This is a genomic window from Paracoccus sp. J39 (genome assembly GCF_000518925.1).
GTDB lineage: Bacteria > Pseudomonadota > Alphaproteobacteria > Rhodobacterales > Rhodobacteraceae > Paracoccus.
This window is the reverse complement of record NZ_JAEN01000012.1, coordinates 1-19,305: the sequence shown is the minus strand read 5'-3', so window position 1 is coordinate 19,305 and position 19,305 is coordinate 1. Positions and strand designations below refer to the sequence as shown.

Genomic DNA, 19,305 nt, shown 5'->3' with positions numbered 1-19,305 from the left:
GGAAATCCTATCCGTTCGCGCCCGGGTCGGGGGCGGTCGCATTGTTCTGGCCAGGACCGGGCGAAGCCCCGGTCATCAGCCGTGTCTGAAGGGTCTGATACCATGCCGGCAGCCCGGCGCGCGGCTGGCGCAGCAGCGCGGGCAGGTGGCGCCCGGCCAGCAGGGCGCCGCGCAGCTGCGGCAGGTCCCAGCGGCCCCCGGCGATGTCCTTGGGCAGTTCGGCCAGCACCATGCGCAGATACCACAGCGCGTAGCGGGCCAGGTCGCGGGCCTGCCGCTCGGAATTGCGGCGGACGAAATAGGCGATGTTCAGCACCGCCAGCGCGCTGTTGATCCGCCGCCGGTCGCGGCCGGCCGCCGCTTCGAGATGGTGGATCAGCGCATCCGGCGCGATGGCCAGGATGCCGTGCCGGCCAAAGCGGTAGCTGGCGTCCAGATCCTCGGCGATCGAGCTGCCGACCAGCCCCTCGTCGAATGGTTCGCGCAGCGCCAGGTGGCGGCGCAGGGTCAGCGCGAAGCCGACGATGAAATCGACGCGCAGCAGCCCCTCGGGCAGGGTGGCATCGCCCTGCCAGCGCCGTTCGGGGCGGTCATAGGCCAGGAAACGCTGCTCGGCGGGGATCATCAGCAGATGCCGCAGGACGAAGTCGATGCCGCGCCGCGCCGGTCCCCCCCGGTCCGCGAGCAGCCCGCCGGCGGGGTTGGTCCGCTTCAGCTCGGCCGCGCCGGCCGCGTCGCGGGTCCGGGGCGCGTTGCGGGCCGAGATGGCGACGATCCGGCCCCGGCTGTCGGCGCGGTAATGCGCCATGATCCGCCCGGCGCAGTCGGGATGCAGCAGCGCGTCGTCGTCGATCATGAACAGGATGTCGGCCCGGGCCAGCGCGACGGCCTGGTTGCGCTGCACCGTCAGCGACTTGCGCAGGGCGGGCACATAGGTCAGGGGACAGCCGCCGGCCTCGGCGACCACCGCCTCGACGCTCCGGCGATTCAGCGGCCAGTCGGCGCTGGCATCGACGATGACGATTTCCGCCGGCCGCTGGTCCGAGGCCAGCGCGGCGCGAACGCAGTCGCAGAGCATCCGCCGGCGATTGTAGGTCGAGACGCAGAGCGCCCAGTTCCGCGCCGCGACCGGCGAAGGATCGGGCGAGGGGGCGGGCTTGCCGGCCGGAGGGGGCTGCGTGGTCATGCCGCGCCCCGCACGGTCAGGGCAGGGCCGTCGGCCGGGCAGGGCACTGCCCCGGCGGTTCTGGCGACGATCTGGCGACGGCGGACGTCCAATCTGGCACCTGCTGGTAAAGTCTGGCGCGGCCCCCTGAAGGTAGGCAGGGGCCACGCCTAAGTCAAAAAGCTTGCAAAGACGTTACCGGCCGAGAGCCTTCAGCACCGCCTCGCCCAGGCCCGCCGGGCTGTCGGCAACGACGATCCCGGCCGATTTCATGGCCTCGATCTTCGATTCCGCGTCGCCCTTGCCGCCCGAGACGATGGCGCCGGCATGGCCCATGCGGCGGCCCTTCGGCGCGGTGCGCCCGGCGATGAAGCCGGCGGTCGGCTTCCACTTGCCCTTGCGCTTCTGCTCGGCCAGGAATTCGGCGGCCTCTTCCTCGGCGGAACCGCCGATCTCGCCGATCATGATGATCGACTCGGTCTCGGGGTCGTCCAGGAACATGCGCAGCACGTCGATATGCTCCATGCCCTTGATCGGGTCGCCGCCGATGCCGACGGCCGAGGACTGGCCGAGGCCGACGTCCGAGGTCTGTTTCACCGCCTCATAGGTCAGCGTGCCGGAACGCGACACGACGCCGACCGAGCCGCGCTTGAAGATGCTGCCCGGCATGATGCCGATCTTGCATTCGTCGGGCGTCATGATGCCGGGGCAGTTCGGCCCGATCAGCAGCGATTTCGAGCCTTGCAGCGCGCGCTTGACCTTCATCATGTCGAGCACCGGAATGCCCTCGGTGATGGCGACGATCAGCGGGATCTCGGCGTCGATGGCTTCCAGGATCGAATCGGCCGCGAAGGGCGGCGGGACATAGATCGCGGTCGCATTGGCGCCGGTCTTTGCCACGGCCTCGTGGACGCTGTTGAACACGGGCAGGCCCAGGTGTTCGCTGCCGCCCTTGCCGGGCGTCACGCCGCCGACCATCTGCGTGCCGTAGGCGATCGCCTGTTCGGTGTGGAAGGTGCCTTGCGAGCCGGTGATGCCCTGGCAGATGACTTTGGTGTCTTTGTTGACGAGAACGGCCATCTTCTTATCCTTTCACCGCTTTCACGATCTTCTGCGCCGCATCCGACAGGTCGTCGGCCGGGATCACGTTCAGGCCCGAGTCGCGGACGATCTGCTTGCCCAGCTCGACATTGGTGCCTTCCAGACGCACGACCAGCGGAACCTGCAGCCCGACTTCCTTCACCGCGGCGATGATGCCCTCGGCGATGATGTTGCAGCGCATGATGCCGCCGAAGATGTTGACCAGGATGCCTTTGACGTTCGGGTCCGAGGTGATGATCTTGAACGCCTCGGTGACCTTTTCCTTGGAGGCGCCGCCGCCCACGTCAAGGAAGTTCGCCGGCTCGGCACCGTAGAGCTTGATGATGTCCATGGTGGCCATCGCCAGGCCGGCGCCGTTCACCATGCAGCCGATCTCGCCGTCCAGCGCGATGTAGTTCAGGTCGAACTTCGAGGCCGCCAGTTCCTTCGGGTCCTCCTCGGTCTCGTCGCGCAGCGCCAGCACGTCGGGCTGGCGATAGAGGGCGTTGTTGTCGAAGCCCATCTTCGCGTCGAGGCATTTGAGGTTGCCGTCCTTCATCACGATCAGCGGGTTGATCTCCAGCATCTCCATGTCCTTCTCGATGAACATGCGATACAGGTTCTTGACCAGCTGGACGCATTGCTTGACCTGCGGGCCCGAGAGGCCCAGGGCGAAGGCCACGCGGCGGCCGTGGAAATCCGAAAGCCCCGAGGCCGGATCGACGCTGAAGCTGACGATCTTCTCCGGGGTCGAGGCCGCGACTTCCTCGATGTCCATGCCGCCCTCGGTCGAGGCGACGAAGCTGACGCGCGAGGTGCCGCGATCGACCAGCAGCGCCAGATACAGCTCGCGCTCGATATCCGAGCCGTCCTCGATATAGATGCGGTTGACCTGCTTGCCGATCTCGCCCGTCTGGTGGGTGACCAGGGTGCGGCCCAGCATCTGGCGGGTCAGTTCCTCGGCCTCCTCGACCGATTTCGCCAGCCGGACGCCGCCCTTCTCGCCGGCTTCCTTCTCCTTGAAATGACCCTTGCCACGGCCGCCGGCATGGATCTGGGCCTTGACGACCCAGAGCGGACCGTCGAGTTCCCCCGCCGCCGCCTTGGCCTCGTCGGCCTTCATCACCACCCGCCCGTCGGAGACCGGCGCGCCATAATGGCGCAGCAACGCCTTGGCCTGGTATTCATGGATATTCATGGTGCTTCCCCGCAGTTGTCGGTTGGCCGGGCTTGTGGCACATTCCGCGCACGCCCCAAAGCACTATGATCGGCGAAATCCGTAAAACAGGCGGGAATTCGCGTTTTGCGATCACAGTTTTCAAGGCTGTGATCACAAATGCCGCCTTGCCGCGCAAGCATCCCGGGAATCCGCCGCCTGCAAGGGGATGCGGGCGGCCTCTGCCTTGGGGCCTGACAGATCCCAAGGTCCCTGGTTGCGCGGAGGCTCGCCGGGCGCGCGAGCCGCTGCAAGCCCGGTCGCTGGCGCCTTTTCCCCTCGCGTCCCGGCCGTGGAAAGACGGCCATGAAAAAACCCCGCCGTCGCCGGCGGGGTCGTTCACGGCGCGGATGCGGCGATCAGGCCAGCGCGCTTTCGATGCCCTTGCAGGCCTGGACAAGGCCCTTCACCGCATCGACCGACTTGTCGAACATCGCCTGTTCCTCGGCGTTCAGCGTGATGTCGACGACCTTCTCGATGCCGCCGGCGCCGATCACGGTCGGCACGCCGACATAAAGCCCGTCCAGCCCGTAGGCGCCTTTCACGTAGGCGGCGCAGGGCAGCACGCGCTTCTGGTCCTTGAGATAGGCTTCCGCCATCTCGATGGCCGAGGTGGCGGGCGCATAGAAGGCCGAGCCGGTCTTCAGCAGGCCGACGATCTCGGCGCCGCCGTCGCGGGTGCGCTGCACGATGGCGTCCAGCTTCTCCTGCGTGGTCCAGCCCATCTTGACCAGGTCGGGCAGCGGAATGCCGGCGACGGTCGAATAGCGGGTCAGCGGCACCATGGTGTCGCCATGGCCGCCCAGCACGAAGGCGGTGACGTCGCGCATCGAGACGCCGAATTCCAGCGACAGGAAGTGACGGAAGCGCGCCGAATCAAGCACGCCGGCCATGCCGACGACCTTTTCATGCGGCAGGCCGCTGAATTCGCGCAGCGCCCAGACCATCGCGTCCAGCGGGTTGGTGATGCAGATCACGAAGGCGTTCGGGGCGTGCTGCTTGATGCCCTCGCCCACCGATTTCATGACCTTGAGGTTGATGCCCAGAAGGTCGTCGCGGCTCATGCCGGGCTTGCGCGGCACGCCGGCGGTGACGATGCAGACGTCGGCGCCGGCGATGTCGGCATAGTCGTTGGCGCCCTTCATGCTGGCGTCGAAGCCCTCGGACGGGCCCGATTGCGCGATGTCCAGCGCCTTGCCCTGAGGGGTGCCCTCGGCGATGTCGAACAGGACGACGTCGCCCAGTTCCTTCATCGCGGCCAGATGCGCCAGCGTGCCGCCGATCTGTCCCGCACCGATGAGTGCGATCTTGGGTCGGGCCATGTTAACCTCCGATTTCCATGATGGGTTCGCGCGGTGGCCTAGTCCCTCGGGATGAGAATCGCAAGCCTTGCCTGTCGGACCGGCGCGAAATCGGCCGTTGTCAACCGCTAACAGGACAAGCCTGCCCGTGCATTGCCGCGGCCGGGCGGCTGGATTACTCCATGGCCGGCAAAGCGGAGGGCGTGCCGGAATGGAGATGCTGGGCTGGGTGCTGGCGGTGATCGCCGCCTTTTCGATCGGGCTAGCCAAGGGCGGGCTGTCGATGGTCGGCACCATCTCGGTGCCGCTGCTGGCGCTGGTCATGTCGCCGGTGCAGGCGGCGGGCATCCTGCTGCCGGTCTATATCGTCTCGGATATCGGCGGGCTGATCGCCTTTCGCCGCGATTTCGACCGCCGGGTGCTGCGGACGCTGGTGCCCGGGGCGATCGCCGGCATCGGCCTGGGCTGGGCGACCGCGCATCATGTCGACGACGCGCAGGTCGGGCTGATCGTCGGGCTGATCGGCCTGGCCTTCGCGCTGAACGCATTGCTGCGCAGCCGCATCAGCGCCGGCGCCCGGCCGCCGCGCTGGGGCGCGGGCAGTTTCTGGGGCACGGTCTCGGGCTATACCAGCTTCGTGTCCCATTCCGGGGCGGCGCCCTATCAGGTCTATGCCCAGCCGCTGCGCATGACGCCGATGACCTATGCCGGCACCACGACGATCTTCTTTGCCATCTGCAATGCGGTGAAGCTGATTCCCTATGCCCTGCTGGGCCAGCTTTCCGCGCATAACCTGTCGGTGGCCGCCGTGCTGATGGTGCCGGGCGTGCTGGGCGTGCTTGCCGGGCTGTGGCTGGTGCGGCGCATGTCGCCGGCGTTTTTCTATCGCTTCATCACCTGGGCGCTGATCCTGGTTTCGGCCAAGCTGATCTGGGACGGGATCTGACGCCGCAGTGCGGCAAATCGGTGCTTGCGATTCGCTTCCTTTCCGGGCAGGTTCGCGCAAGATTATTACGCGAGGCCCCGATGACCCGTCCCTATCGTTCTGTTCTCTACATTCCGGCCGCCAATCAGCGGGCCATGGAAAAGGCCCGGACGCTGGCTGCCGACGCGATCATCTTCGACCTTGAGGACGCGGTGGCCCCGTCCGAGAAGGCTGCCGCGCGCGAGCTTCTGGCCAAGGCGCTGCTGGCCGATTACGCCGGCCGGGCGCGGATCGTGCGCATCAACGGGCTGGACACCGAATGGGGCGAGGGCGATGCCCGCGCCTTTGCCACCGGCGCCGATGCGGTGCTGGTGCCCAAGGTCAGCCGCGGTGCCGATCTGGACCGCGTGGCGGCGCTGGTGCCCGACACGCCGCTCTGGGCGATGATGGAGACGGCGGAGGGCATGCTGAACGCCGCCGAGATCGCCGCGCATCCGCGCCTGCAGGGCATGGTCATGGGCACCAACGACCTGGCCAAGGAGTTGAACAGCCGCTTTCGCGCCGACCGGCTGCCGATGATGCCGGGGCTGGGCCTGTGCCTGCTGGCGGCGCGGGCGCATGGCCGGGTGATCGTCGACGGCGTCTTCAACGCCTTCAAGGACGACGAGGGCCTGCGCGCCGAATGCGAGCAGGGCCGCGACATGGGCTTCGACGGCAAGACCCTGATCCACCCGGCGCAGCTGGCCATCGCCAACGAGGTTTTCGCGCCCTCGGCCTCGGAGGTCGAGCTGGCCCGCCGCCAGATCGAAGCTTTCGATGAGGCCAATGCGCAGGGCAGGGGCGTCGCGGTCGTGGATGGCCGGATCGTCGAGAACCTGCATGTCGAGACCGCGCGGGCCACGCTGGCCAAGGCAGCGGCGATTGCCGAACTGGCGGGGTGATGGCAAAGTAAGGGCCATTAACATCCAGCGGAAAGGAATAGCCAGATGTTGATCCTGATCCTTGGCCTCGCCCTGTGGTGGGGCGCGCATCTGCTCAAGCGCCTTGCGCCGCAATCCCGCGCCCGGCTGGGCCGTGGCGGCGTCGCGGGACTGCTGCTTCTGTCGGTGGTGCTGATGGTGGTCGGCTATCGCATGGCCGACGGGCCCTCTTGGTGGGGCGCCTCGGCGCCGCTGAAGGGCATCAACAACCTGCTGGTGCTGCTGGCCTTCTATCTCTTCGCCGCTGCCGGGATGAAAACGCGCGTCACCCGGCACATGCGCCACCCGCAGCTGACCGGCTTCGCGCTCTGGGCCTTTGCGCATCTGCTGCCGAACGGCGATCTGCCCAGCTTCGTGCTGTTCGGCGGGCTGCTGGTCTGGGCGCTGGTCGAGATGGCGGTCATCAACCGCGCCGAGCCGCGCTGGACCCCGCCCGCCGGCCCGTTCCCGGCCCGCAAGGAGGCGATGGCCGCGGTCGGTGCCATCGTCGTCATGCTGGTCGTGGGGCTGATCCACGCCTGGCTGGGCTATAATCCGTTTGGAGGCTGACATGCCGAAGATCTATCGCCTGCTGACCGAGGACGACACCTCGGCCTTCTGCCACAAGGTCAGCGAGGCGCTGTCGAAAGGCTGGGAGCTGCATGGCGCCCCGGCCTATGCCTTCGACGCGGCGCGCGGCGTGATGCGCTGCGCCCAGGCCGTCACCAAGGAGATCGAGGCCGATTACCACCCCGAGATGAAACTGGGCCAACAGTAAGGGACCATGATGAGCAAGACCAATCCGGGCCGCTTCTTCGAGGATTACCGCGTCGGCCAGGTGATCCGCCACGCCGTCCCCCGCACCGTGGCCGAGGGCGAGCGCGCGCTTTACCACGCGCTTTATCCGGCGCGGCATGCGCTTTATTCCTCGGACGAATTCGCGGCGGCCTCGGGGCTGGAAGGCAGCCCGATGGACGACCTGATCGCCTTTCACGTCGTCTTCGGCAAGACGGTCCCGGATATCAGCCTGAACGCCATCGCCAACCTGGGCTATGCCGAGGGGCGCTGGCTGAAGCCGGTCTGGCCCGGCGATACGCTGCGCTCGGAATCCGAGGTGATCGGGCTGCGCGAGAACTCCAACGGCAAGTCCGGCGTGGTCTGGGTGCGCACGCGCGGGCTGAACCAGCTGGACGAGGCGGTGCTGGAATATGTCCGCTGGGTCATGGTGCGCAAGCGCGACGCCTCGGCCCCGGCGCCCGAGCCGGTGGTGCCGGAGCTGGCGAAGGCGGTGGCGCCCGGCGATCTGGTGGTGCCCGAGGGGATGGATTTCGCCCAATACGATTTCGACCTGGCGGGCGAGCCGCATCGCTGGGGCGATTACCAGATCGGCGAGGTGATCGACCATGTCGACGGCGTCACCGTCGAGGAGGCCGAGCACATGCTGGCCACCCGGCTGTGGCAGAACACCGCCAAGGTGCATTTCGACGTGACGGCGCGCGAGGACGGCAGGCGGCTGATCTATGGCGGCCATGTCATCAGCATGGCCCGCGCGCTCAGCTTCAACGGGCTGGCCAATGCGCAGATGATCGTGGCGCTGAACGGCGGCGCGCATGCCAATCCCTGCTTTTCCGGCGACACGATCCGCGCCTGGTCCGAGGTGCTGGACAAGGCCGACACCCATGCGCCGGGCATCGGCGCGATCCGGCTGCGGCTGGTCGCCCACAAGGGTGCCGCCGGTGATCACGCCCTGAAGACCGGCGAGGGCAAATACGCCCCGCAGGTGCTGCTGGACCTGGATTACTGGGCGCTGATGCCGAAATGACGGCCGGCAAGGAGGAGCGGCGAATCGGAGCGACGCCCCGGCCAACATGACGGAAACCCTCGGCTATTCGGGCGAATGGGCCGAGTCCGGCATGATACCGCAATCATCTCGCGCTTGACGGGGCGCCTGTGATCACAGCCGGCATTTGCGTGATCACAAAAACGGAAAATCTGCCCTTATCCGCCTTACGTCTGGCATCCGCCCGTGACAGATGCGACAAGACGGCTAAAAGCAAACCCAATTTCGGCCAGCCCTCGCCGCCAGCCGTAGCGTGCGGGGCCTGAACGCAGGAGAGCGCATCATGGCTGACGTCAACCGGGGCAACCGGCCACTGTCACCGCATCTGCAGGTCTATCGCCTGCCACTTGCCGCAATCACTTCGATCATGACCCGTATCACCGGCCACGCCCTGGTCGCCGGGATCGTGCTGATCGCCTGGTGGCTGGTCGCCGCCGTGACCTCGCCCGGCGCCTTCGCCTGTGCCGACTGGGTGGTGCGGTCCTGGCTGGGCTTCATCATCCTGACCGGCTCGATGTGGGCGCTGTGGTATCACCTGCTCGCCGGGCTGCGCCACCTGGCCTACGACGCCGGCTACGGGCTCGAGATCCGGCAGGCCGAGAAATCCAGTCAGGCGCTGATCGCCGGTTCGGTCGTCTTGGCCGTGCTGACGCTGATCGTGTTCTTCGCGTTCTGAGGAAAGGGCAGGGATCATGCGTTACATCACCCCCCGCAAAGCTGCCGAAGGCCTGGGCTCGGCCCATGAAGGCACCCAGCACCATTGGGCCATGACCGTCAGCGCCGTGGCGCTGACCGTGCTGACGCCGCTGTTCATGATCGTGATCGCCCGCGCCATCGGCCTGCCGCACGAGCAGTTCCTGGCCTATTTCGGCCGGCCCTTCCCGGCGCTCATCACCGCGCTGTTCGTGATCGTGGGCATGGTCCACTTCATCAAGGGCACGCGGATCATGATCGACGACTATTTCCAGGGTGGCACGCGCAAGGCGGCCATCATCTTTTCCGTCATCTTCGGCTGGGCGGTGATCGCCGCCGCCGTCTATGCGCTGGCCCGGATGGGTCTGGGCGCGATCGTCGTCGTCTGAGGTTCCGCCATGGCTGCTTACAAATACGAAACGCACGAATATGATGTCGTGGTCGTCGGTGCCGGTGGCGCGGGCCTGCGCGCGACGCTGGGCATGGCCGAACAGGGGCTGCGCACCGCCTGCGTGACCAAGGTCTTTCCGACCCGCTCGCACACGGTCGCGGCGCAGGGCGGCATCGCCGCCAGCCTGTCGAACATGGGCCCCGACAACTGGCAGTGGCACATGTATGACACCGTCAAGGGCTCGGACTGGCTGGGCGATACCGACGCCATGGAATATCTGGCGCGCGAGGCCCCGAAGGCGGTCTACGAGCTGGAGCATTACGGCGTGCCCTTCTCGCGCACCGAGGAAGGCAAGATCTACCAGCGCCCCTTCGGCGGCCACACGACCGAATTTGGCGAGGGCCCGCCGGTGCAGCGCACCTGCGCCGCCGCCGACCGCACCGGCCACGCCATCCTGCACACGCTCTATGGCCAGTCGCTGAAGGAAAAGGCCGAGTTCTTCATCGAATATTTCGCGCTGGACCTGATCATCACCGACGGCGCCTGCACCGGCGTGGTGTGCTGGAAGCTGGACGACGGCACCATTCATGTCTTCAACGCCAAGATGGTGGTGCTGGCGACCGGCGGCTATGGCCGCGCCTATTTCAGCGCCACCTCGGCCCATACCTGCACCGGTGACGGCGGCGGCATGGTGGCCCGCGCCGGCCTGCCCCTGCAGGACATGGAATTCGTGCAGTTCCACCCGACCGGCATCTACGGCTCGGGCTGCCTGATCACCGAGGGCGCGCGCGGCGAGGGCGGCTATCTGACCAACTCGGAAGGCGAGCGGTTCATGGAACGCTATGCCCCGACCTACAAGGACCTGGCGTCCCGCGACGTGGTCAGCCGCTGCATCACCATCGAGATCCGCGAGGGCCGCGGCGTCGGCCCGCAAAAGGATCACATGTATCTGAACCTGATGCACCTGCCGCCGGAAAGCCTAGCCGAGCGGCTGCCGGGCATCTCGGAATCGGCGAAGATCTTCGCCGGCGTCGATGTCACGCGCGAGCCGATCCCGATCCTGCCGACCGTGCATTACAACATGGGCGGCATCCCCACCAACTATTGGGGCGAGGTGCTGAACCCGACCGAGGACAGCCCCGACGCGGTCTTCCCCGGCCTGATGGCGGTGGGCGAGGCCGGCTGCGCCTCGGTCCATGGCGCGAACCGGCTGGGCTCGAACTCGCTGATCGACCTGGTGGTCTTCGGCCGTGCCGCGGCGATCCGCGCCGGCCAGGTGATCGACCGCAAGGCGGCGATTCCCTCGACCAACAAGGAACAGGTGGACAAGGCGCTGGACCGCTTCGACCGCATCCGCAACGCCAACGGCTCGGTGCCGACCGCCGAGCTGCGGCTGGAGATGCAGCGCACCATGCAGGCCGATGCCGCGGTGTTCCGCACCGACAAGACCCTGGCCGAGGGCGTCGAGAAGATGAAGGTGATCGCCGCCAAGATGAACGACCTGAAGGTCACCGACCGCAGCCTGATCTGGAACAGCGACCTGATGGAAACGCTGGAGCTGACCAACCTGATGCCCAACGCGCTGGCCACCATCGTCGGCGCCGAGGCGCGCAAGGAAAGCCGCGGCGCCCATGCCCATGAAGACTGGCCCGAGCGGGATGATGCCAACTGGCGCAAGCACTCGCTTGCCTGGATCGAAGGCAACGATGTTAAACTGGCCTATCGGCCCGTGCACCTCGAGCCTCTGACCACGCAAGAGGAAGGCGGGATCGACCTGAAAAAGATCGCACCCAAAGCGAGGGTTTACTGATGCGTCTTCCCCTGATCCTGACCGCCGCTGCGCTGGCCCTTTCGGGCTGCGTGGTACAGAACCCCGGCATGGCGCCGGCCCCCGGCCCGTTGCCGCCGGTCGCGGCGCCCGCGCCGGATGCGGCGATCCGCTCCTCGGCGCGCGTGATCGTGAACCGCGAGATGGCGCGGCGCCTGCCGGGCGCCAATGTCGCGCCCTATACGGATTGCGTGATGCAGAACGCCACCACTGCGGAACTGGCCAGCATCGCCGATGCCGGCGCGGCGGGGGCCGGGGATGCGGTGGCCGCCATCGTCGGCCGTCCGGCGACCACGCAATGCATCGCGGGGGCCGCTGCCGCGGCCAAGCGGGCGGCCTGATGGCCGCGCGCCGCGCGCCTTTCCTGCTTGCCCCGGCCTTGCTGGGGCTGGCGGCCTGCGCGCCGGCGCAGATTCCGGTCGAACAGGCCGAGCGCGTCTGCATGGTGAAGGCGCTGGACGCCCGCGGGCCGCGCACCGAGGTCGGCTTCGGCGTCGGCTCGCACGGCTATCGCGGCGGCTTTGTCAGCGTCGACCTGTCCTCGGACTATATCATGGGCCGCGACCCGGCCGAGATCTTCAACCAATGCGTCCTGCGCCGCTCGGGGCAGATGCCTGTCCGGCCGCTTTACGAACAACCGGGCTGGAGGGCGAGTTGACGCCTTTCGCCCAAGCCACCGCATGACGGCGGTCTGACCACCAGGAGTTACCCAATGGTCCAACTTACCCTTCCCAAGAACAGCCGCATGCGGGTCGGCAAGACCTGGCCGAAACCCGAGGGCGCCACCAACATCCGCCGCTTCAACATCTACCGCTGGGATCCCGATACCGGGGAAAACCCGCGCATCGACAGCTATTTCCTGGACATGGACAAATGCGGTCCGATGGTCCTCGACGCGCTGATCAAGATCAAGAACGAGATCGACCCGACCCTGACCTTCCGCCGTTCCTGCCGCGAGGGGATCTGCGGCTCCTGCGCGATGAACATCGACGGCGGCAACCATCTGGCCTGCATCTTCGGCATGGACGAGGTCAAGGGGGACGTGAACATCTATCCGCTGCCGCATATGCCTGTGGTCAAGGACCTGGTGCCGGACCTGACGCATTTCTACGCCCAGCACGCCTCGGTCCAGCCCTACCTGATCACCGAGACGCCGACCCCCGACAAGGAATGGCGCCAGTCGATCGAGGACCGCAAGAAGCTGGACGGCCTCTATGAATGCGTGATGTGCGCCAGCTGCTCGACCGCCTGCCCGAGCTATTGGTGGAACGGCGACCGCTACCTGGGCCCGGCGGCCCTGCTGCATGCCTATCGCTGGATCATCGACTCGCGCGACGAGGCCACGGGCGAGCGTCTGGACGCGCTTGAGGATCCGTTCAAGCTGTATCGCTGCCACACGATCATGAACTGCACCAACACCTGCCCCAAGGGGTTGAACCCGGCCCGGGCGATCGCCTCGATCAAGCACATGATGGTGGACCGGATCGTCTGATCTGCATGGGGGGCATGGCCGGTATGCCGTGCCATACCGTTTGACGCCGCGTCGCAGAGCTGGATTTTTCTGCGGTGCGGCGTTATCTTTTTCGGCGGGGAGAGCACCATTCGACCCGGAGATTCCAAGATGAAATCCCAAGCCGAAACCCGGAAACCGACCGCCAACCTGTCCGTGCTGAAACCGGCCAAGGCCGAGAACCGCGCCGCCCTGGCGGTGCTGGAGCAGATGTACGGCTATTTCAGCTTCGATCCGATGCCGCTCGAAGCGGATATGCGCCGCGCCGCCTGAGGCGCGGCCGCTCGCCCGTTCTTGCGGGCCTTCCAGCGCGGCCGACCGGCCGCGCTCTTGTTTTTGGGTATTTGGAAAACAGAGAAGCCGTCGGGGCGGCGTATGCTTCTCTGTTTTCCAAATACCCATGGGGCAGCACGCGCTTGCGATATCGCGGACGCCCGCATAGCATCGCCTGCATGATCCGCACCATTCCGCAAGACGCCGCCGAGCGCCGGGCCATCCCCCCGGTCATCTGCTATCCGAACCACACGCTTCCCGATCCGGACCTGCCCGGTTTGCAGGAGATCCGCCTGACGGCGCGCAAATCCGGCGAATGCCTGGTCCCGCCGCGCGAGGCGCGCTGCTTTCACGTCCCGGCCGGGCATTTCTTCCGCATCACCAGTATCGAGGGACCGCAGGTCGGCGATCTGAACCTGTGGTCCGCGGCCGATCCGCATGAGCGGTTCTATTCCGGCAAGACCCGGGCGCTGCACGGCACGCATCTGACGCGCGGCGACCGGATGTGGTCGAATTTTCCCAACCTGCGCCCGATGGCCACGGTGACCGAGGACACGCTGGAATGGTATGGCATCGACGAATATGGCGGCTCGGTCCATGACGTGATCGGCACGCGTTGCGATCCCTATACCCATCGTCTGCTGAACGGGCAGGACTATCATCATTGCTGCCACTCCAACCTCGTCAACGCCCTGATGGCCGAACTGGGCCTTGCGCGCGAGGAGGCCGAGCCGCTGGTGCATGACGTGCTGAACGTCTTCATGTGCACCGGCTTCACCCGCGACACCGGGCAGTATTTCATGAAGGCAAGCCCCGTGCGCCCCGGCGACCACATAGAATTCTTCGCCGAGATCGACCTGATCGGCGGCCTGTCAGCTTGTCCGGGCGGCGATTGCGGCAGCGAGCATTCCAGCGACGCCGCCGCCTGCCATCCGCTGCTGGTCGAGATCTTCGCGCCGGCCCGGCCCGCGGCGCGGGCGCAGCCCGGGCCCAGCGCCTATCGTTGGCCCTGAACCATTCCGCCGCCAGTCCGCCGGTCTGCCGGAAATGCGCCAGGGCCTTGTCCTTGCGCATTTCCGCCAGCGCAAAGCCGGCGCCCGCTTTTGCCGGAAATGCCTCAGAGCGCGATCGGCTGCATCACCTCGGGCTCGATCACCTGCACGCCGGGCAGCCCGGCCTTCAGCGCCTCGGCATCCTGCGCCAGCAGCGGGAAGGTCCTGTAATGGCAGGGGATCACGGTCCTGAAGTCGAAATATTTCCGCGCCGCCCAGGCCGCGCGTTCCATGTCCATGGTGAAATGCCCGCCGGCGCAGAGGATGCCGATGTCGGGCCGGTGATATTCGCCCATCCAGGCCATGTCGGCCATGATGTCGGTGTCGCCCGAGACATAGATCACATGGCCTTCGCCGGCGATCATGTAGCCGGATTCGTGGCCCGCATAGACCGGCCCCTCGTTGCCGTCGAAGGACGAGGAATGGCTGGCATTGACCATCGTCACCTTGGCGCCGCCCAGATCGATGGTGCCGCCCTTGTTGAAGCCCAGCCCCTCGATGTCCTGATGCGTCTGCCAGGTGTTGATCAGGTCGTAGATGCCGACCACCGGGATCTTCAGCTCGCGGGCGATCGACAGCGCGTCGCCGGTATGGTCGCCATGGCCATGGGTCAGCAGGACATGGGTGGCGTCCCGGATCGCCTCGTCGCGGCTGTCCTCGGGGAACATCGGATTGCCGGACAGCCAGGGGTCGATCAGGATCACCGCCTGTTCGATCTCCAGCCGGAAGCCGGAATGGCCAAGCCAGGTCAGTTTCATCGGAAGGCTCCTTTGCTTGCGTCGCCGCATCCTGCCAAGCCGGGCGGCGGGCGTAAAGTTCCGCCTGCGCGGGTGCTTGCCCCGCCCCGGCCGCCCCGGTAAAACCCGGCGCAAGCGAAAGGAGCCTCCCATGGCGATCACCGAGGACGAAGCCCGCAAGGTCGCGCATCTGGCGCGGATTGCGGTCAAGGACGCCGACCTGCCCGCGCTGGCGCAGGAGCTGAACGGCATCCTGCATTTCATGGAACAGCTGAACGAGGTCGATGTCGAGGGCGTCGAGCCGATGACCGGCGTCGAGCCGATGCGGCTCAAGCGGCGCGAGGACATCGTCACCGATGGCGAGATGCAGGAGCTGATCCTGAAGAACGCGCCCGATGCGCGCGAGGGCTTCTTTGCCGTGCCGAAGGTGGTGGAATGAGCGATCTGAACAGACTGACCATCGCCGAGGCCCGGGACGGGCTGCGCAAGGGCGATTTCACCAGCCTTGAGCTGACCGAGGCCTGCCTTTCGGCCATCGCGGGTGCCGGCGCGCTGAACGCCTTTGTCCACAACACCCCCGAACGCGCGCGGCAGATGGCCGCCGCCGCCGACAGCCGCATCGCCGCGGGCGACGCGCCCGCCATGTGCGGCATCCCGCTGGGCATCAAGGATCTGTTCTGCACCAGGGACGTGCCCTCGCAGGCGGCCAGCCGGATCCTTGACGGCTTCCTGCCGCAATATGAATCGACGGTGACGCAGAACCTGTGGGATGCCGGCGCGGTCATGCTGGGCAAGCTCAGCATGGACGAATTCGCCATGGGCTCTTCGAACGAAAGCGCCTGTTATGGCCCGGTGGTCAACCCTTGGAAGGTGGACGACCGGCAGCTGACGCCGGGCGGCTCCTCGGGCGGTTCGGCCGCTGCGGTGGCGGCCGACCTGTGCCTGGCCGCGACCGGCACCGATACCGGCGGCTCGATCCGCCAGCCGGCGGCCTTCACCGGCACGGTCGGGCTGAAGCCGACCTATGGCCGGGTCAGCCGCTGGGGGGTGATCGCCTTCGCCAGCTCGCTGGACCAGGCCGGGCCGATGACGAAATCGGTGCGCGACGCGGCGATCATGCTGGGCGCCATGGCCTCGGTCGATCCCAAGGATTCGACCAGCGCCGAGCGCGCGGTGCCCGACTACGAGGCGGCGCTGACCGGCGACATCCGCGGCAAGCGGATCGGCATTCCGCGCGAATACCGCATGGAAGGCATGTCGGACGAGATCGATGCGCTCTGGCACAAGGCGGCCGAGATGCTGCGCGATGCCGGCGCCGAAGTGGTGGACATCACCCTTCCGCATACCAAATACGCGCTGCCGGCCTATTACGTGATCGCCCCGGCCGAGGCGTCCTCGAATCTCGCGCGCTATGACGGGGTGCGCTACGGCCGCCGCGCGAAGCTGGGCGCCGGCGACGGCGTGGTCGAGATGTATGAGAAGACCCGCGCCGAGGGCTTCGGCCCCGAGGTGCAGCGCCGGGTGATGATCGGCACCTATGTGCTGTCGGCGGGCTTCTACGACGCCTATTACAACCGCGCCCGCAAGGTGCGCGCGCTCATCAAGCGCGACTTCGATCAGGTCTATGCCGACGGCATCGACGCGATCCTGACCCCGGCCACCCCCAGCGCCGCCTTCGGCCTGGGCGAGATGGCGGGCAAGGACCCGGTCGAGATGTATCTGAACGACGTCTTTACCGTCACGGTGAACCTGGCCGGGCTGCCGGGAATCTCGGTGCCGGTGGGCCTGGACAGGCAGGGCCTGCCGCTGGGCATGCAGCTGATCGGCCGGCCCTGGGACGAGGGCAACCTGATGAACCTTGCGCAGGCCCTCGAATCTGCGGCAGGCTTCACGGCGAAACCCTCGCGCTGGTGGTGACCGGCTTCAAACGGGAGAGACCGATGCGGAACCTGGCGATCCTGGGCTTTGCCCCGCTGCTGGCGCTGGCCAGCTGCGGCGAGAATACCGGCTGGAACCCGAATTACAGCGCCATGCACAACGGCTCGCGCTATGCCGAATACCTGCAGGCGCGCGAAGTCGCGCTGCAGGGCAGGGGCCCGGTGCCGACAGCGATCCCGGTGCAGTTGCCGGTGCAGGCGCCGACCGCCGCCGATATCGCCGGCACGCCGGCGAAACCGGCGGGGACGACGACGGCGCGCGCCCCAGCGGTTCCGGCCAATGCCCAGGTCGCCGCCACCGGTCCCTATCCCGGCTCGACCCCGGTGCTGGTGCGTTACGCGCATCAGGAAGCGCAGGCGCCGGGCACGCGGAAGTATCAGCGCAGCGGCGGTTCCGAATCGGCGGCGGCGCGGGCCTGCCGCGGCTATGCCAGCGCCGATGCGGCGCAGACCGCCTTCATCGCGGCGGGCGGGCCGGTGATCGACCCGCGCGGGCTGGACCCCGACGGCGACGGATTCGTCTGCGGCTGGGATCCGCGCCCCTTCCGCCGGCCCCGGCTTTGAGCCCTTCGCCCAATCACGGCGACCGGCGCGGGCAGCTCCCCTCGCTGGTGGTGATCCATTACACAGGCATGGCGGACGGACCTTCCGCCCGCGCCCGGCTCTGCGATCCCGCGGCCGAGGTCAGCGCCCATTGGCTGATCCATGAGGACGGCGCGGCCGAGGCGCTGGTCCCCGAGGACCGCCGCGCCTGGCATGCCGGCGCCGGCTCCTGGCAGGGGCGCGAGGACATCAATTCCCGCAGCATCGGCATCGAGCTGGCCAATCCCGGCGACCGGCCCTTCCCCGAGCCGCAGATGGCGGCGCTGGAGGCGCTGCTGCACGACATCATGACGCGCTGGTCCATCGGCCCCGCGGGCGTGATCGCGCATTCCGACATGGCGCCGGGGCGCAAGATCGACCCAGGCCCGCGTTTCGACTGGCGGCGGCTGGCCTTGCAGGGGCTGGCGCTCTGGCCGGACGGCGCGGGCGAGGACCGGCCGCTGGCCGCAAGCCTGACCCGCATCGGCTATCCCGAGCACCCCGACCGCCTCGCCGCCTTTCGCCTGCGCTTCCGCCCCTGGGCCAGCGGTCCCGAAGACGCTACCGACCGCCGCCTCGCCGCCGCCCTTGCCGATGGCCGGTTTCTTTCTTGCGCAAATATCCCGCAGGGGGAGGCCGCCGCGCCAGCGGCGGACGGGGGACGCGAAGTCCCCCCGCAGCACGCCTAGACAAGCGGCCCTAGAAAAGCGCCTCGATCCGCCGGGCTTCCTCGGCCAGCCCGTAGGGCGGGTTCAGCACGACCATGCCCGAGCCGACCATGCCATGGCCGGGCCGCGCCGGCGGGAACTGCACCTCCGAGATCAGCGCCCCGGGATGGTCCCGGCGCAGCGCCTCGACCATCGGCGCATGGCGGTCGTCGGCCAGGATCGGATACCACAGCGCGATGACGCCCACGTTCCACTTGCGCACCAGCTTGCCGATATGGCGCGGGATGGCGTCGTAATCCGCCTTGACCTCATAGCTGGGGTCGATCAGCAGCAACCCGCGGCGCGGCATGGGCGGGCAGAGGGCCTGCGCCATCTGGAAGCCGTCCTGCCGGTGCAGATGCGCGAAGCCGGCGACCTGCGCCAGCGCCTCGTGCTCGGCCGGGTGCAGCTCGGCCAGATGCGCCACGTCGCCCGGACGCAGGAAATGCCGCGCGATCAGCGGCGAGCCGGGATAGGCGGTCGCGCCATGGCGGGCGCGCACCGCGTCCAGCGCCAGCCGCAGCGGGTGATCCTCGGACAGCCAGTTTTCGGAAAGCGCGCGGGTGATGCCGGCCTCGGCCTCGCCGGTCTTTTCCGCTTCGGGCGCCGCCAGGTCGTAGAGGCCGCGCCCGGCATGGGTTTCCAGATAGGACAGCGGTTTGGGCTTGGCGGTCAGATAGGCCAGCACCCAAGCCAGCAGCGCGTGCTTGTGCAGGTCGGCCAGGTTCCCGGCGTGATAGGCGTGCTGATAGGACAACATGTCCCGCGATTAACCCGATGGTCCGGAAATGAAAAGCGGCGGCGCCCAGGGAGGAGGAGGGGGCACCGCCGCGCAACGCTGGCCCAGGGAGGAGGAGGGGCCGCGTATGGGGTGCGGCAATGGCAGGGAGGAGGAGGCCATCACCGCGTGCCGACGATCCCAGGGAGGAGGAGAGGACCGTCGCATTCGTCCCGCCCTTCGGCGGTATTTCTTGGCGGCACCCTCAGGGAGGAGGAGGGAGGGTGCCGCCTGAGCCGGGAAGCCCAGGGAGGAGGAGGGGCTTCGCCGTATCGGTTTGGCGGCGCCTCCGGGAGGAGGAGAGAGGCGGCCGCCTGAACCGCGAGACCCA

Annotated in this window: 23 protein-coding genes; 17 read left to right on the top strand and 6 right to left on the bottom strand. The window is 67.6% G+C overall.

The genetic code is table 11. From position 1 onward, the window contains the following. Positions 1-7: 7 nt before the first annotated feature. From L632_RS0112935 to mdh, 4 genes are all read right to left on the bottom strand, one after another. A complete protein-coding gene (locus tag L632_RS0112935) occupies positions 8-1,186 on the bottom strand; it encodes a glycosyltransferase family 2 protein (protein WP_028711857.1) in 1,179 nt (392 codons plus the stop codon). A gap of 174 nt (positions 1,187-1,360) precedes the next feature. Then, on the bottom strand, positions 1,361-2,245 hold the full coding sequence (gene sucD / locus L632_RS0112930) for a succinate--CoA ligase subunit alpha (RefSeq protein ID WP_028711858.1): 885 nt from the start codon (positions 2,243-2,245) through the stop codon (positions 1,361-1,363). A gap of 4 nt (positions 2,246-2,249) precedes the next feature. Next, on the bottom strand, positions 2,250-3,443 hold the full coding sequence (sucC, locus tag L632_RS0112925; protein ID WP_028716930.1) for an ADP-forming succinate--CoA ligase subunit beta: 1,194 nt from the start codon (positions 3,441-3,443) through the stop codon (positions 2,250-2,252). A 377-nt stretch (positions 3,444-3,820) separates the two neighbouring features. Further along, on the bottom strand, positions 3,821-4,783 hold the full coding sequence (gene mdh, locus L632_RS0112920; protein ID WP_028711860.1) for a malate dehydrogenase: 963 nt from the start codon (positions 4,781-4,783) through the stop codon (positions 3,821-3,823). 190 nt (positions 4,784-4,973) lie between these two features. Here mdh and L632_RS0112915 point away from each other — a divergent pair, with 190 nt between their 5' ends. From L632_RS0112915 to L632_RS0112855, 13 genes are all read left to right on the top strand, one after another. Next, a complete protein-coding gene (locus L632_RS0112915; protein ID WP_028711861.1) occupies positions 4,974-5,708 on the top strand; it encodes a sulfite exporter TauE/SafE family protein in 735 nt (244 codons plus the stop codon). A gap of 80 nt (positions 5,709-5,788) precedes the next feature. Then, positions 5,789-6,628, top strand: coding sequence for a CoA ester lyase (locus L632_RS0112910; RefSeq protein ID WP_028711862.1), 840 nt, complete (start codon positions 5,789-5,791; stop codon positions 6,626-6,628). A gap of 45 nt (positions 6,629-6,673) precedes the next feature. Next, positions 6,674-7,216 (top strand): NnrU family protein, encoded by a 543-nt coding sequence (locus L632_RS0112905; RefSeq protein WP_028711863.1) that lies wholly within the window; start codon positions 6,674-6,676, stop codon positions 7,214-7,216. 1 nt (position 7,217) lies between these two features. Beyond that, positions 7,218-7,424 carry a DUF1737 domain-containing protein gene (locus L632_RS0112900; RefSeq protein WP_028711864.1) on the top strand — a complete coding sequence of 69 codons (207 nt, stop codon included), beginning with the start codon at positions 7,218-7,220 and terminating at the stop codon, positions 7,422-7,424. A gap of 9 nt (positions 7,425-7,433) precedes the next feature. Continuing rightward, positions 7,434-8,468 (top strand): MaoC family dehydratase, encoded by a 1,035-nt coding sequence (locus tag L632_RS0112895; protein ID WP_028711865.1) that lies wholly within the window; start codon positions 7,434-7,436, stop codon positions 8,466-8,468. Positions 8,469-8,769: 301 nt separating this feature from the next. Next, a complete protein-coding gene (gene sdhC / locus L632_RS0112890; RefSeq protein ID WP_028711866.1) occupies positions 8,770-9,162 on the top strand; it encodes a succinate dehydrogenase, cytochrome b556 subunit in 393 nt (130 codons plus the stop codon). 16 nt (positions 9,163-9,178) lie between these two features. Then, positions 9,179-9,568, top strand: coding sequence for a succinate dehydrogenase, hydrophobic membrane anchor protein (sdhD, locus tag L632_RS0112885; RefSeq protein WP_028711867.1), 390 nt, complete (start codon positions 9,179-9,181; stop codon positions 9,566-9,568). A gap of 9 nt (positions 9,569-9,577) precedes the next feature. Further along, a complete protein-coding gene (sdhA, locus tag L632_RS0112880; RefSeq protein ID WP_028711868.1) occupies positions 9,578-11,380 on the top strand; it encodes a succinate dehydrogenase flavoprotein subunit in 1,803 nt (600 codons plus the stop codon). Beyond that, on the top strand, positions 11,380-11,739 hold the full coding sequence (locus L632_RS0112875) for a hypothetical protein (protein WP_028711869.1): 360 nt from the start codon (positions 11,380-11,382) through the stop codon (positions 11,737-11,739). The genes sdhA and L632_RS0112875 overlap by 1 nt, the downstream gene beginning before the upstream one ends. After that, a complete protein-coding gene (locus L632_RS0112870) occupies positions 11,739-12,056 on the top strand; it encodes a hypothetical protein (RefSeq protein ID WP_036698261.1) in 318 nt (105 codons plus the stop codon). Before L632_RS0112875 ends, L632_RS0112870 begins: the two co-directional genes overlap by 1 nt. A 54-nt stretch (positions 12,057-12,110) precedes the next feature. Beyond that, a complete protein-coding gene (locus tag L632_RS0112865; RefSeq protein WP_028711871.1) occupies positions 12,111-12,890 on the top strand; it encodes a succinate dehydrogenase iron-sulfur subunit in 780 nt (259 codons plus the stop codon). A 129-nt stretch (positions 12,891-13,019) separates the two neighbouring features. After that, complete coding sequence (locus tag L632_RS24375; protein ID WP_156929423.1) at positions 13,020-13,181, top strand: hypothetical protein; 162 nt, start codon at positions 13,020-13,022, stop codon at positions 13,179-13,181. A 179-nt stretch (positions 13,182-13,360) separates the two neighbouring features. Then, entirely contained in the window at positions 13,361-14,194 is an 834-nt protein-coding gene (locus tag L632_RS0112855) for an urea carboxylase-associated family protein (protein WP_028711872.1), read from the top strand. Between the two features lie 104 nt (positions 14,195-14,298). On the opposite strand, the gene L632_RS0112850 is transcribed toward L632_RS0112855, so the two are convergent. Continuing rightward, on the bottom strand, positions 14,299-14,991 hold the full coding sequence (locus L632_RS0112850) for a metal-dependent hydrolase (protein WP_028711873.1): 693 nt from the start codon (positions 14,989-14,991) through the stop codon (positions 14,299-14,301). A 130-nt stretch (positions 14,992-15,121) separates the two neighbouring features. On the opposite strand from L632_RS0112850, the gene gatC reads away from it, so the two are divergent. Genes gatC through L632_RS22660 form a run of 4 tightly spaced genes read left to right on the top strand, consistent with a single transcriptional unit; the run spans position 15,122 to position 18,178 of the window. Beyond that, positions 15,122-15,409 carry an Asp-tRNA(Asn)/Glu-tRNA(Gln) amidotransferase subunit GatC gene (gatC, locus tag L632_RS0112845; RefSeq protein WP_028711874.1) on the top strand — a complete coding sequence of 96 codons (288 nt, stop codon included), beginning with the start codon at positions 15,122-15,124 and terminating at the stop codon, positions 15,407-15,409. Next, positions 15,406-16,887, top strand: a complete 1,482-nt coding sequence (gene gatA / locus L632_RS0112840) for an Asp-tRNA(Asn)/Glu-tRNA(Gln) amidotransferase subunit GatA (RefSeq protein WP_028711875.1) — start codon at positions 15,406-15,408, stop codon at positions 16,885-16,887. Before gatC ends, gatA begins: the two co-directional genes overlap by 4 nt. A 23-nt stretch (positions 16,888-16,910) precedes the next feature. Next, entirely contained in the window at positions 16,911-17,471 is a 561-nt protein-coding gene (locus L632_RS0112835; protein WP_028716929.1) for a hypothetical protein, read from the top strand. Next, positions 17,468-18,178: an N-acetylmuramoyl-L-alanine amidase gene (locus tag L632_RS22660; RefSeq protein WP_084637776.1), complete on the top strand. Its 711-nt coding sequence runs from the start codon at positions 17,468-17,470 to the stop codon at positions 18,176-18,178. The genes L632_RS0112835 and L632_RS22660 overlap by 4 nt, the downstream gene beginning before the upstream one ends. Before the next feature lie 10 nt (positions 18,179-18,188). On the opposite strand, the gene L632_RS0112825 is transcribed toward L632_RS22660, so the two are convergent. Beyond that, positions 18,189-18,956 carry a 23S rRNA (adenine(2030)-N(6))-methyltransferase RlmJ gene (locus tag L632_RS0112825; protein WP_028711877.1) on the bottom strand — a complete coding sequence of 256 codons (768 nt, stop codon included), beginning with the start codon at positions 18,954-18,956 and terminating at the stop codon, positions 18,189-18,191. Between the last annotated feature and the right edge of the window lie 349 nt (positions 18,957-19,305).